At 44.8% G+C, this 13113-nt stretch carries 13 protein-coding genes; 1 reads left to right on the top strand and 12 read right to left on the bottom strand.

What is annotated here, in order from left to right; all coding sequences use genetic code 11:
- Nucleotides 1–86 precede the first annotated feature (86 nt).
- Entirely contained in the window at nt 87–1070 is a 984-nt protein-coding gene (gene guaC, locus ACJROX_RS18255) for a GMP reductase (protein WP_408006632.1), read from the top strand.
- A gap of 56 nt (nt 1071–1126) precedes the next feature.
- On the opposite strand, the gene ACJROX_RS18260 is transcribed toward guaC, so the two are convergent.
- The 12 genes from ACJROX_RS18260 to ACJROX_RS18315 form a co-directional block, all read right to left on the bottom strand.
- Nucleotides 1127–1459, bottom strand: a complete 333-nt coding sequence (locus tag ACJROX_RS18260) for a YolD-like family protein (protein WP_408006634.1) — start codon at nt 1457–1459, stop codon at nt 1127–1129.
- Nucleotides 1460–1476: 17 nt separating this feature from the next.
- The gene (locus tag ACJROX_RS18265; RefSeq protein ID WP_408006635.1) at nt 1477–2739 is read right to left on the bottom strand and encodes a DNA polymerase thumb domain-containing protein; all 1263 of its coding nucleotides are present in this window, start codon (nt 2737–2739) and stop codon (nt 1477–1479) included.
- A gap of 307 nt (nt 2740–3046) precedes the next feature.
- Complete coding sequence (locus ACJROX_RS18270; RefSeq protein WP_408006636.1) at nt 3047–3217, bottom strand: hypothetical protein; 171 nt, start codon at nt 3215–3217, stop codon at nt 3047–3049.
- 29 nt (nt 3218–3246) lie between these two features.
- Nucleotides 3247–4302: a serine hydrolase domain-containing protein gene (locus ACJROX_RS18275; protein WP_408006637.1), complete on the bottom strand. Its 1056-nt coding sequence runs from the start codon at nt 4300–4302 to the stop codon at nt 3247–3249.
- Nucleotides 4303–4313: 11 nt separating this feature from the next.
- Nucleotides 4314–6029: a glycoside hydrolase family 3 protein gene (locus tag ACJROX_RS18280; RefSeq protein WP_408006638.1), complete on the bottom strand. Its 1716-nt coding sequence runs from the start codon at nt 6027–6029 to the stop codon at nt 4314–4316.
- 23 nt (nt 6030–6052) lie between these two features.
- Nucleotides 6053–7228, bottom strand: coding sequence for an anhydro-N-acetylmuramic acid kinase (locus ACJROX_RS18285; protein WP_408006639.1), 1176 nt, complete (start codon nt 7226–7228; stop codon nt 6053–6055).
- Nucleotides 7229–7236: 8 nt separating this feature from the next.
- Complete coding sequence (locus tag ACJROX_RS18290; RefSeq protein WP_408006640.1) at nt 7237–8103, bottom strand: MurR/RpiR family transcriptional regulator; 867 nt, start codon at nt 8101–8103, stop codon at nt 7237–7239.
- 26 nt (nt 8104–8129) lie between these two features.
- Nucleotides 8130–9713 (bottom strand): beta-N-acetylhexosaminidase, encoded by a 1584-nt coding sequence (nagZ, locus tag ACJROX_RS18295; protein ID WP_408006641.1) that lies wholly within the window; start codon nt 9711–9713, stop codon nt 8130–8132.
- Nucleotides 9713–10687, bottom strand: coding sequence for a carbohydrate ABC transporter permease (locus ACJROX_RS18300; protein WP_408006642.1), 975 nt, complete (start codon nt 10685–10687; stop codon nt 9713–9715). The genes nagZ and ACJROX_RS18300 overlap by 1 nt, the downstream gene beginning before the upstream one ends.
- Nucleotides 10688–10700: 13 nt before the next feature.
- On the bottom strand, nt 10701–11522 hold the full coding sequence (locus ACJROX_RS18305; RefSeq protein ID WP_408006643.1) for a carbohydrate ABC transporter permease: 822 nt from the start codon (nt 11520–11522) through the stop codon (nt 10701–10703).
- Between the two features lie 25 nt (nt 11523–11547).
- A complete protein-coding gene (locus ACJROX_RS18310; RefSeq protein ID WP_408006644.1) occupies nt 11548–11703 on the bottom strand; it encodes a hypothetical protein in 156 nt (51 codons plus the stop codon).
- 69 nt (nt 11704–11772) lie between these two features.
- Nucleotides 11773–13089, bottom strand: coding sequence for an extracellular solute-binding protein (locus tag ACJROX_RS18315; RefSeq protein WP_408011700.1), 1317 nt, complete (start codon nt 13087–13089; stop codon nt 11773–11775).
- Nucleotides 13090–13113 lie beyond the last annotated feature (24 nt).

Below are 13113 nucleotides of genomic sequence, written 5' to 3' on the forward strand. Positions count from 1 at the left end.
TCCGGAAAAATATGATGTAAATTACATGATAGACGAACATTTCATTTTATTTATAGTTAAAACATTCGTTTTTAGGGGTGTGAATGATGGAAAATGTGTTTGATTATGAAGATATCCAATTGATTCCCGCAAAATGTATAGTGAATAGCCGATCTGAGTGTGATACAACGGTAAGATTAGGCGACCATACATTCAAGTTGCCAGTGGTGCCTGCAAATATGCAGACGATCATAGATGAGAAGATCGCAATTTCCTTAGCGGAAAATGGATACTTCTATATAATGCATCGTTTTCAACCAGAGGAGCGACTCTCCTTTATTGAAAATATGAAATCACGTGAATTGATCGCTTCCATCAGTGTAGGTGTCAAAGAGGAAGAGTACGGATTTATCTTGCAACTGGCAAATGAGAACCTTATACCTGATTTCATTACGATCGATATTGCACACGGCCATTCCAATGCTGTGATAGAGATGATCCAGCATATCAAAAAACACCTGCCTCAAAGCTTCGTTATTGCAGGGAACGTCGGAACCCCGGAAGCTGTAAGGGAATTGGAACATGCTGGTGCAGATGCCACAAAAGTCGGTATTGGACCTGGAAAAGTATGCATCACGAAAATTAAAACCGGATTCGGTACTGGTGGCTGGCAATTAGCTGCGTTACGTTGGTGTGCAAAAGCTGCAAGCAAACCGATCATTGCTGACGGAGGCATCCGTACCCATGGGGATATTGCTAAATCAATACGCTTTGGCGCTTCTATGGTCATGATCGGTTCATTGTTCGCTGGTCACGAAGAATCTCCCGGAAAAACGGTTGAGAAAGATGGAAAGCTCTATAAAGAATACTTTGGTTCTGCTTCCGAATTTCAAAAAGGTGAAAAGAAAAATGTAGAAGGCAAGAAAATGTATGTAGAGCACAAAGGGGCTTTGAAAGATACGTTGATCGAAATGGAGCAAGATCTGCAATCCGCTATTTCTTATGCAGGAGGAAACAAGCTGGAAGCAATCCGTAATGTAGATTATGTAATTGTTAAGAATTCTATTTTTAACGGTGATAAGGTTTACTAAAGGTACTGGATTTTCCCTTTTAAAACCGCTCCCTTTCTTCGGGAGCGGTTTTCCGTTCATAAATAGCGGATATCAAGAATGTCTTTCAATTTCAGATCATAGCGGTCACCGAATTCATCGACGATGCGCAGTTCTTTCCTGAAAGGATCGGCGTAATGGATGTCGCCTACGAGAATACGGTATTCTTCCCTATCAAAATAGACGAAGGACAATGTCTGGTTGAAGGCCATCGCCTCGTGGATGATTTCGTTCATTTCTTCAAGCTTCTGTTCATCGAGTTCGGGTTTTTTCTGTATCCGATCCTCTTCCTTCCAATCCCTGAGCAGCTTCACATGCTCCGGAAGCATCATCGCTGTCCATTTGATGTTGCCGCGGTCACGAATCCCCATTCAGCTGACACTCCTTTCTACGCTTTATGCCCACCGACAAGACGACTGCGATGTCTTGCGGTCCCGGCTGGTGTATACGATACTGCACGTAAAAGGGAGTCCCCGCCATATTTTTCCCGAATCTGATCCATCGTGTATCCCAGAACACGCTTTTTCGGACGATCGAGCTCGAATAAGGATAGCTGCATCTCATCATCCGGATAAACGTTTGAAAGCGTGATTGAAAGTTTACGGACGGTTTCTCCAGTATAAAATTCATCAAATAACTCAAGGCAGACACGATAAATGTCCATCGTGATGTTCGTCGGCTCTGCAATCGTCCGCGAGCGATGGAACCCACCGCCTGCTTCATCTTTACTGTAACCGACACCGAGGCTGATCGTACGGCCCGCTTTGCGTGCTGTCCTCGCCCGCCTGCCGACTTCTTCACACATTTCCAAGATGACGTGCTGCACTTCTTTACGGTCTTTATAATCGCGTAGTAAAATCTGTCCTTTTCCATAGCTGATCTGGCCTTGCATGATCGGAGCACCGATTTCTGAGAGATCGATCCCCCATGCATGATAATAAAGCTGGTTGCCCATAACTCCGAATTTTTTCTCGAGCATCTTCAACGGATAGTGCGCAAGCTGCCCGACGGACATGATTCCCATCCGGTTCAGGGTGCGCTGCAGACGCGGACCGATCCCCCACATGTTACTGAGCGGGGAAACCTTCCAGAGCTTCCGTTCCACATCTTCATATGTCCACTCGGCAATGCCTTCCTTCTTCGCTTCAAGATCTAGGCAGATTTTCGAGAGCAGCATGTTCGGTCCTATTCCGATGGCACATGGGAGGCCGTACTTTTCCCAAATTTCTTCTCGGATCCGGTGCGCAACCTCCCACCCATCTCCCCAGAGACGTTCGGTTCCATCCACCTGGAGGAAGCTTTCGTCAACACTATACGTATGGATGGAATCCTTCGGAACATATCGGTTGAACAGACATGTCAAATCAGTCGAACGTCTTAGGTACAAACGCATCTGTGCGTTGACGACATGGATACGCGGATCATCAGGTACCTCGAACAATCGACTCCCCGTACGGATCCCGAATTCCTTCTTCATCATCGGGGACGCAGCCAGCACCACACTTCCCTGCCGTTCCGTATCTCCTACGACGACGAGGTAGCACGTTAAGGGATCGAGCCCCATTTCCACTGCACTGCAGCTTGCAAAAAAGCTTTTCATATCAATACAAAGGATCGTTCGTTTTTCAAAGGTCGAATAATCAATCTCCATCCTCAGTCACTCCCAATAAGAACGTTTGTTCCATATCTTATGTCTTATTGTAAGCGAATATACGTTCGCTTACCACTGGAAATTTTCACCGTAGTCCTATTTATTTGTGAATGGGCGGTGTTGAATAGGATCACAGACCTAGGAAATCATCGATATATCTTGGGCTTGCTACGAATTATTCTGAGTTTGCATCGAATTAAAAAAGCCGCACCGGAACCCCGGTACAGCTTTGTGATTATTGTTTGGCTTCATAAGTTCGTCCCTGATCCTCTAGGCACGACCGGGATATCGAACTCTGAACACAGTTTCATCCTTCACTGATCTCTTCTGTGGACCCAGGTTCAACAACCAGCTCTGGAAGCGATTGATAATCCGGGGTTGCATCATACGAGTATGATAAAAGCGAAACACGGTCTGAATGGACATGTTCTTTACCGATGACGTTGGTCAATCGTTCTACAAAGGATCGATCCAGCATATTTCTCCTCTTCCTCCTCCTGTTGTCATTTAATAGCGGCAAACCGTTTCATGAACGGTCTTTCGAAGGGTGTCCAGGTTCGCAGGCCCATCCTGGTGCAATCGGTTTGTAAGCAGGACAGCAACTGTCTTTTGTGAAGGTCGGACGAACATCGAAGTCCCCGTAAACCCTGTATGACCGAAACCATCTGGAAAAACGGGTGTGAATTCGAAGCCTAGTGCGCGATTGTCGATAAGCTTTGTTCCCGCCGCTTGAATGAAGCTACGGTCAATTCCAACCTGATCCGCTATGGCAGCATCAGTATAGATCCGGCCGATTTTACATACATCTTCCGCCGTTGCAAAAAGACCTGCGTGTCCAGATATACCATCGAAAAAGTAATGGGTGTTGCCATCATTCACTTCTCCACAAATCGGTACCTCTCTGTTCCGCCAATTTGCAAACGTCCGTCCTCGCTCTCTACACATTTTCATCTCAATCTGGTTTCCGAATTCTGTCGTTGCTACATTATCCGGCTCAACAGGTCCGTACGCCATCGATTTTAATTTCAACGGGGTTTTGATCAATCGATGAAAAGCCTCTTTTATGGATTCTCCCGTAGTCTCTTCGATCACTTTTCCAAGCAGGATAAAGTTCAGATCACTATACCGTACTTTTTTTCCGCAAAAAAATCGAGCCTCGAACTTCGCCATTTGCTCAAAAAAATCCAGGTTTTCTGTATAGAATGGATGCCAGTTCAATAGACCTGAAGAATGGGTCATAAGTTGATAAATAGTGATGTCTGCAAAATGAGCTTGTAAAATAGGATTTGGTTCGGATAAAAGACGATCCAGGCTAGTATGTAAATGAAATTTACCTTCGCTCATCAATTGCAAAATCATTGTCGTTGTCACAATCTTGGTCAGGGAGGCGATATCGAATATCGTATCAACCGCCAGAGGCAGCTTCACGGGAACCATTTGCCTGTACCCGACCGCTTTTTCATATATTGTCGTGCCGTCCCTGATCACGGAGACGACACATCCTGGATCTGCATGTCTAATTGCTTCCTCTAAAATGGCATCCAACTCCTTCGTCAACCCCATCGAAATTCCCCTCACCTCAGGTTTTGTAATTGGACCGGAAGTTCTCCTACAGCTACTTTTTCACCAAAAATAACGTCTCCAGTCATTTTAAAAGAAGTATGATTGTCAGAATATTGGGCGATCGCAGCATCAACATCAGCTAATACAGCAGCGTCATATGGATTCCTTGCCATAATAAGGATGGACTGTTCAGAATGGTCGACGGCTTCCTGTAGCCCTGTTTTCTCCCAATCAGAATGACCATCTCCAAGGACTGTCGCCGATTCTGTGACCATAATCGTGACTGCCCCATCTTCAATCTTTTGTTTTTGATCAGAGGTTAATGATCCACTCTTCAATTGGATAAGATGGAACTTCTTATGGTGATTCCACAGCGCGTTTTTCATAGCCTCAAGATTCCCTGCATCACTTGATATGATTGTGATCGGGTCATTGGGCGAGCTCGATAATGGAATTGTGTTCCCTGCATTTTCAAGAAGGGTGATCGATTGCTCGGCGACTTTTTTCTCAAGATCCATGGCTTTTTGTGTGATCGAACTGTTCGGCGCATTTATCTCTTCTTCCACCCATTTAACTTTAGCTTGTAAAATTCGTTGGGCTGATTTGTCGAGACGCTCTGCTGTTATCCGGCCTTCTTTCACCGCTTCAATCAACGCATCGTAGGCAACCTTGAGATGGCCCGGCATGACGATGACATCTACGCCAGCAAGGACAGCTTGGACAGCCGCTTCACCTGGTCCAAAATGATCAGCGATCGCTTTCATTTCCATTGAATCTGTGAATACGAGTCCATCGAAATTCATTTCTTCCCTGAGAAGCTTCATGATTTTTGGGGATAAAGTGGCAGGTACCTTTATCGGCAGTCCATCCTTCTGAGAAATGAATTCGGATTGATCGATATTCGGGAAAGTGATATGGGCGGTCATCATCCCTGATACCCCTTCATCGATCATCTTTTGGAATGGGGATAGTTCCGTCCGCTTCAATTCATCAAGTGATTGTTCACTGACAGGCAATACGTAGTGTGAATCCATATCCAATCCGCCATGTCCTGGAAAGTGCTTGGCAACTGCCATGACGCCAGCCTCCTGAAGGCCATTCATGAACGATATGCCCATTTCGCCGACAAGACTCGGATCATCCCCATACGATCGGACACCGATGACAGGATTATAAGGATTTGTATTGATATCTATCGAAGGAGCAAAATCAATATGGATTCCAAGCTGTTTGAGCTCTGTACCTAACACTCTCCCGGTTTCCTTAGCCAGATCGGGATTACGCGTTGCTCCTAACGCCATGTTGCCTGACAGTTCAGGGAAATAAGACAACCGTGTGACCAATCCCCCTTCCTGATCGATTGACATGATCAATGGTATTTCACTCTTCACTTGAAGGTCTTCATTCAATTGTTTGACCTGTGTCCGTGACCGCACATTCTCGTGAAACAGGATAATCCCTCCAGGCTGATATGTATCAAGCAAGTCTTCCAACTCTTCATTCATTTCTGTCACAGGGGCATTATCAAAATCGCGGATCGCAGGCATCAAAAGTTGGCCTACTTTTTCTTCTGTAGTCATTTTATCGATAAAGCCATCGATATCTTCCACTGAATCGACGTCTTCCCATTTTGTTATTTCGGCATTTGGGAATAAGGCTATTTTTAAAATGATCACGAGTAAGATGGTCGTCATCAATATTAAAGTCCATCGAAGCGAACGCTGCAATTACAACACCTCCAAGGTGAACACTATGATGGTAAGACGAGTTTACCCATGAGGACATTTCGAGTCGCCCCCGTCGCGGATGGAAGATTGTTGGCCTCACCATGGAGAAACTGGTTTCCGAGAACGGTAAAGGCGATTGCTTCTTTCGCATCACCATTGAATGAAACCTCATCCATTTTTGAAACTTTGTAAGGGAGGGCTTTTTGTAAACCGTCCATGATCGCCTTGTTATGTATCCCCCCGCCGGAAATGATGAGTTCGTCGATATCATGATCACTGTGAACATATAATTCGAGACTTTGAGTAATCATTTCCACAGTATAGGCAGTGATTGTCGCAACTATATCCTCCATTGGAAGATTCAAATCCTGTGATTTTGTAAGGATCCTTGCTAAACGTTCTTCTGTGTAAAGCTCCCTGCCCGTGCTTTTCGGTGGCTTGATCGGTAAGAATTCATCCTCCTTGATTAGCGTCATCAACAAATCGTAATGAATGTTCCCTTTTTCAGCTAATTTCCCACCCTGGTCAAATGTCTGTTCATTTCCAGTCAATCGGCGGACCGCCCCATCGATAAGGACATTTCCTGGACCGACATCGAATGCTTTGATTTCTTTTATGGTGGAGGAGTGTGCTGGTACTACTGCCAAATTACTAATACCCCCGATGTTCAACAGGATTCGATTCTCCGTGGAGGAAAATAACAACGCATCGACGAACGGGACAAGCGGTGCTCCTTGCCCTTGATAGGCCATATCACTCGGCCGGAAATCGCCTACAGTCAGAATTCCCGTTTTTGCTGCGATGTTTGCCAGTTCACCAATTTGTAAGGTTGCACGTTCTTCAGGCCAATGATAGATCGTCTGGCCGTGGGAACTGACAAAACTCACATCTTTTGGGGCCAAACCTGCTTTCCGGATGACGGCGAGTGCTGCTTCACCAAATCGGTCTCCGAGGACAATGTTCATTTTACAAATCTTCTCCACAGTTGATTTAGAAGGATTACAAAGTTCAATCAGCTGCTCCCGTTCCTCGACCGTATATGGTATAGACTCGAATTCTACTAATCTCACATCGGTTTGGGAACCGACCCCTTTTATTTCAACCAAAGCTGCATCAATACCATCAAGTGAGGTCCCGGACATCAAACCGACTGCCAGTTTATACTCTCTTTTTACGAGTTCCGCTAGTCTATTTAACATTGAACCACCTATTTCCTTTGCTTTTGCCGAATATATTGGATTGCGTTACGGCTCTCATCCAGGTATTGGATTGATTCCTCGTATTGAGTCGATGCTACACACATGAACAAGATATCCAGGACATGAAGCTGCGCCAGACGGGAAGAGGTTGCCCCGCTTCTGAATGTCGCTTCTTTGGAAGCTGACGTATACAGCTTGACGTTCGCTTGATCGGACACTTTAGAAGATCCATATTTTGTAAGACCGATTGTGGTGGCTCCCTTTTTATTGGCAAGTTCAAGTATATGGGCAACTTCCGTCGTTTCACCCGAAAACGAAATTCCTACAACGACGTCCTCCGGCTTCACATTCCCGACAAGCATCGCAACCATATGGAGGTCTGAGAATGCCGTCGCTTTTTTATTGATGCGAAGGAACTTTTGTTGTGCGTCCTTTGCAATGATGCCAGATGCCCCTACTCCGAAAAAGTGGACCGTTTCTGCTTTTTGCAATGCTTCAACGGATTTAGACAGCTCACTTAAATGCAATACTTCAGCCGTTTCCTTCAATGATTGGATGCTGTTGTTCGTCATCTTTTCCAGTACCGAAGCGTGTGTTTCATTCGGCTGGATATCGCGGTAGCCTTCTTCAACATTTTTCTGGAGATCACCCACGACCTTCAGTTTCAATTCTTGGAAGCCCTTCAGTCCCAACGATTTACATAGTCTGATCACCGCCGCACTGCTCGTCTGGCTCAATTGCCCGAGTTCACTTGTCGTACAAGAAACGGAGGCTCTTGGATTGGTTAAAATATATGAAGCGATCTTTTTCTCTGATGGTGGCAGTTTCTCAAGCATTTCCTTCAACATGACAAGTCCACCTGTTGTATTCGTCATCTAACATTCACCTACTTTTCCAACAGTCATTTCATATCCTGGATTGAGACAGGCAGTGTACCGCTCACCTTTTCTAGTCCAAATAACGAATGTACAGCCAATCGTAACGCAGGAGTGGTAAACTCAAAAGTTGCTACTGATACATCTGCTTCAGGAAACAGTCCGAGATCATATGGACTTCTCATCGCGATATGAATGAGAGGTTTATTCAAGTTCAGCATATCGCTCATCATCCTCTTTTGGCCTTCAGAACGTGTAGCGGACAGTGTTCCGACGATGATCGTATCAGCACTGTTTGCTAGGAACTTCATGAAATCGATCTCGCTTTGATCCGGAAACTGTGACACTGAAATCACTTTTGCTGTCTGATTCAATTCTTTGACCAATTCACCAAGTGCATTTTCAGAAAAACGTTCATCTTCAACTTGAGTCAGATAACTATTTTCCGGATAAATGACGAGAATACGGTGGCTTTGCTCTTTTGGAAGCGGTAGGATACCTTTTTTATGCTCAAGTATCGTGATTCCTTTCCTCATGACATCCTCTGCTATGTTTTTATGTGTTTCTTTAGCTGAAAAGACCTTCAGTTCCTCATTCCATTTCAACGATTTACGCTTCAACCTCATCACACGCTCATAAGCATCATCAATCGTTTTTTCTTCGATTTCACCCGAGATGACGGCTTGATAAACATGTTCGATCGTTTCATGCTGTAACGATGGAAGGTGAGAAATCATGATCAGATCGACTCCAGCTTTGATCGCTTCGACCGCTCCTTGAGCAGTCCCTATTCCATCCGCGATCGCCTTCATTTCCATACAATCTGTCGTAATCACCCCATCAAACCCCAGTTCATCCCGTAAAAGCCCGGTCATCACAGCTCTCGACATCGTTGCTGGCCGATTCGCTTCAGGCTCGATTGAGGGAAAGTAGACATGGGAGGACATCACCGTATCTGCGCCACTGTCTATGCTCTCTTTAAATGGAAGCAGCTCTATATTTCGCAACCGATCAAGGTCATGGGGGATGACAGGTAATGCAAGGTGGGAATCAACTTTCGTATCTCCATGCCCTGGAAAGTGTTTCAAGGTAGTGATCAAGCCTGAGGATTGCATCCCTTTCATCAACTGCTTTCCAAATTCAGCAACCATTTCAGGTCTTTCCCCGAACGACCGGACATCGATTACAGGATTGTTCGGGTTATTATTGACATCCACTACAGGAGAGAGATTCCAGTTGATCCCTAAATCGATCAGTTCTTCCCCTGACGCTTTCCCTATTTCATATGCAAGTTCCGAGTCACCTGTCGCACCGAGCAGCATTGCCCCAGGGAATACCGTTGTCCCTTCTCCTAATCGCCGTACGACACCATTCTCCTGGTCAATACAGATGAACAGCGGCTGCTCCTGACCTGCGTTTTTTGCCGTGGCTTGTAAAGTGGTTGTCAGTTTCTGGATTTCATCAGGCGTTCCGATATTCCGCCCGAATAGGATGATGCCGCCGACATGGTGATTTTCAATCAAGTCCTTGATCTCATCTGAAAGCTTGGATGGATGTTCCGCTTTGAAGCCGAACACCATCAGTTGTCCGATTTTTTGCCTTAAATCCATTATTGTTTCACCCCGCCCATAGATAATCCTTTTACGAAATAACGTTGGAATAAGAGGAAGAATACGATCATCGGGATCGCCGCAACCGTTGCCCCAGTCATCAATAGCTTAAAGCTGGCAAGGTTCGCATCTTGTAAGGTCTTCAATCCTGCCGGTAAAGTGAGAAGATTTTCATCATTCAACACAATGATCGGCCAGAGGAATGAATTCCACATCAATACGAAAGTGAAAATACTGAGCACTGCCATCGCTGGTTTCGCAAGCGGCACGATGACTGTCCAGAAGATCTTCCATTCAGAAGCCCCATCGATTTTCGCAGCTTCGATCAGTTCATCAGGAATCGCAAGCAAAAATTGCCGCATCAAGAAAACACCGAAGGCTAAAGCAAGACTTGGGAAAATTAAAGCCCAATGCGTATCGAATAGCTGTAGTTTCTGAACCATCATGAATGTCGGGACCAACGTAACCTGCTCTGGAATCATCATCGTGGCAATGATCGACCAAAAAATGATCATCTTGCCAGGAAAATTCTTTTTCGCCAGGACATAACCCGACATCGTATCGATCAGTACGATGGCTATGGTGGTGACTACTGATATATATAGACTGTTCAACAGCCATTTCATGATTTTCGTCCGTTCGAATAATATCACGAAGCCTTCAAAAGTTTTTGTGACAACTTCCTTCATTTTTCCATCATGGTACGCCGCTTTGCTCGCATTACCAGTATCCTCAGCTGCTTCGCGCATCTTCCATTGATGAAAATATTCCTTCACCCCTACTGGATAAAGTTTTGGTGGTGTCGACTCTACATAGTTTATCGGTTCTACCATCGTTTCATTCTGATAACTTGGTAATTGAAGCGATGTTGCAAACACCCAGTAAAGAGGAAGCAATGAAACGATCGCCATGAAGATGAGCGTAATATAAATAAGCAGTTTACCGATTTTTTGATTGACCTGTTTCTGTTTCATAGTTACCTCCTGCCTAGTGATGGTCCCGCAGTGCGCGGTATTGGAAAATGGCAAAGACCATGATGATGAAGAACAATATCACAGATTGTGCTGAAGCCAGTCCGAACTTGAAATCACGGAATGCTGTTTTATAAATGACATGGACGATGGTTTCTGTAGAATTTCCCGGTCCTCCTCCAGTCATCATGATAATCTGGGTAAATACCTGAAAAGAACCGATCGTACTCAAGATCAGTAAGTAAAGCGTAGTCGGCTTCAACATTGGAATCGTGATTTTCAACCAACGTTGGAACGCATTCGCACCATCGATCTTCGCAGCCTCATATAAGGATTGATCAATGTCGTTCATCGCTGCCAAATAGATGATGATTCCTGCTCCAGGCGGGATCAGGATCGACATGATCATCAGTGCTGGAAGCGCTGTGTCACTCTGCCCGAGCCAGTTGACAGGCTCAATACCAAACCAGCCGATGATATGATTGAAGATCCCGAAACGGTAGTTATACATCCATCTCCACACCATCGCAATGATGACCATTGATGTAACAGTCGGCAGATAAAAGGCAGCTCTGAAAAACGATTGGGAGAGTTTTCCGAGCGGTTGGACGAGTGAAGCGATGATCAATGCTGTAATGACGAATGCAGGGACTGTTACAACCGTGTAAATGAACGTATTCCATAATGATACTTTGAACACCTTACTCTGGAAGGCGGTTATATAGTTATCAAAGCCAACCCAAGTTGATCCCATGATATTGAATTCTTGGAAAGATAGAATGGAGGCCCAAACAATCGGCACAAGCATGAATAGGAAAAAGAATAATAATTTCGGCATTAAAAAGAAATAAGCGACTCTGTTTTTATACATTTTTTTCAAGAGAGAGTTCGATCGTCTTTTCGGGATCGTAGTATGATTGACTTTGTTCTGGGTTATCGGTTTTGTTTCCAAGGTTGCTCCCCTTCCCTTCTAAACCAAGGACAATTAGTATTATGTAAAATTGTAGGGATTGGCTCATCAGTTTCCACCCACTTTAAATCAGGCGGTGTTTCAACTGTTCTCTTGAGCCAACCCCATGGGATAATGTTTATTCGCTTAGAATACTATTTACTGCTTCACCAGCATCCTTCAATGCTTCTGCTGGTTCCTTTTCACCATTAAGAGCTAACTGAAGTTCTTTTTGTATCGCTTCATCAATACGTGCCCAGTTTTCATGGCGAGGAACTGGTACAGCATGCTGCGAAAGCTCTTGTGCTCTAGCCATTTGAGGGTTATCCGCAAATGGTTCTTGATCTGCTGCAGAAACCCTTGCAGGGAAAGTTCCATAATTTTTAGCCATTGTCACTTGCTCATCAGTGCTTGTGATATGCTTGATGAACTCTGCAGTCATACGTTTCTTCGCTTCATCTTCAGAGTTGAACATGACATAACCGCCAACTCCCCCGATGGTTACAGGTTCACCCGTATCACCAGTCGGATATTCAGCAACCATGAAATTCGTTTTGAAATCGTCTGTTTGTGCGGATGCAATCGCCCAGGTAGCCCAAGGTTCTACAGCAACAGTACGTTGATCGGAAGCCGCCCATGCTTTCCATGTGCCACCTACATCTTGGCCGCCCATACTTTCAGGTGCTACATCGTGCTTGTATTTAAGGTCGACGAGTTTTTGCAAGCCGCTTATCGCTTCTTCTGAATCAAAAGTATATTCCGTCATGTCTTCGTTTAGCGGATATCCACCATCCATCAACAAGAACGGCCATGCTTCATAGTAACCTGGAAGGATATAAGTAGAGAACCCATCCACACCATCGCCTGTCAGCGCTTTCATTTTTTCAACGAACTCATCATATGTCCATTTACCATCTTCAGGTGGTTCAACACCTTTTTCTTCAAAGATATCAAGGTTCAAAAGCATTGTATGTACGCTGATTGAAGTTGGAACACCATAAAGCTTTCCATCAGTTGTATAAGCTTCTAATGCATTTTCGTAAAAGTCACTTTTATCTTCATCAGTAAAATACTCATCCAATGGAGCGATGACACCTTGTTTGATATGGTTTTGGTTTACTGAACCGCCGCTGATATCAACTGGTGCGATGTCTGGCCATGCGCGTCCAGCGATTGCAACGCTGAGCTTATCATTCATTTCAGCCCAAGGAGTTTTGACCAACTTGATCTTTACATTTGGATATTCCTTTTCAAACTCTGAAATCTTCTCCTCGATCCAGTGGTACTTGTTATCATCTTTATCAGCCCAACGCGGACCTTCCCACATTGTGATCGTGCCTTCCCAGTCTTTCCAATCATCCGAATTCTGATCTTTGGAGGCGTCCTTATTGGAACAGCCTACGAAAATCCCAAGAATCAGCATCACTGAAATGAACCCCATTACCCATTTCTTCATTTTCAATGTGAATCCCCCTTACCA

Origin of the sequence: Pseudalkalibacillus sp. A8, from assembly GCF_045920555.1 — a bacterium.
In the GTDB taxonomy this organism is placed as follows: Bacteria; Bacillota; Bacilli; order Bacillales; family Fictibacillaceae; genus Pseudalkalibacillus.

Excerpts from the sequence above, each read along its gene's own strand:
- guaC (WP_408006632.1), top strand. The coding sequence starts at position 87 with ATGGAAAATGTGTTTGATTATGAAGATATCCAATTGATTCCCGCAAAA.
- ACJROX_RS18260 (WP_408006634.1), bottom strand. The coding sequence starts at position 1,459 with ATGGGGATTCGTGACCGCGGCAACATCAAATGGACAGCGATGATGCTT.
- ACJROX_RS18265 (WP_408006635.1), bottom strand. The coding sequence starts at position 2,739 with ATGGAGATTGATTATTCGACCTTTGAAAAACGAACGATCCTTTGTATT.
- ACJROX_RS18270 (WP_408006636.1), bottom strand. The coding sequence starts at position 3,217 with ATGCTGGATCGATCCTTTGTAGAACGATTGACCAACGTCATCGGTAAA.
- ACJROX_RS18275 (WP_408006637.1), bottom strand. The coding sequence starts at position 4,302 with ATGGGGTTGACGAAGGAGTTGGATGCCATTTTAGAGGAAGCAATTAGA.
- ACJROX_RS18285 (WP_408006639.1), bottom strand. The coding sequence starts at position 7,228 with ATGTTAAATAGACTAGCGGAACTCGTAAAAAGAGAGTATAAACTGGCA.
- ACJROX_RS18290 (WP_408006640.1), bottom strand. The coding sequence starts at position 8,103 with ATGACGAATACAACAGGTGGACTTGTCATGTTGAAGGAAATGCTTGAG.
- nagZ (WP_408006641.1), bottom strand. The coding sequence starts at position 9,713 with ATGGATTTAAGGCAAAAAATCGGACAACTGATGGTGTTCGGCTTCAAA.
- ACJROX_RS18300 (WP_408006642.1), bottom strand. The coding sequence starts at position 10,687 with ATGAAACAGAAACAGGTCAATCAAAAAATCGGTAAACTGCTTATTTAT.
- ACJROX_RS18305 (WP_408006643.1), bottom strand. The coding sequence starts at position 11,522 with ATGCCGAAATTATTATTCTTTTTCCTATTCATGCTTGTGCCGATTGTT.
- ACJROX_RS18310 (WP_408006644.1), bottom strand. The coding sequence starts at position 11,703 with ATGAGCCAATCCCTACAATTTTACATAATACTAATTGTCCTTGGTTTA.
- ACJROX_RS18315 (WP_408011700.1), bottom strand. The coding sequence starts at position 13,089 with ATGAAGAAATGGGTAATGGGGTTCATTTCAGTGATGCTGATTCTTGGG.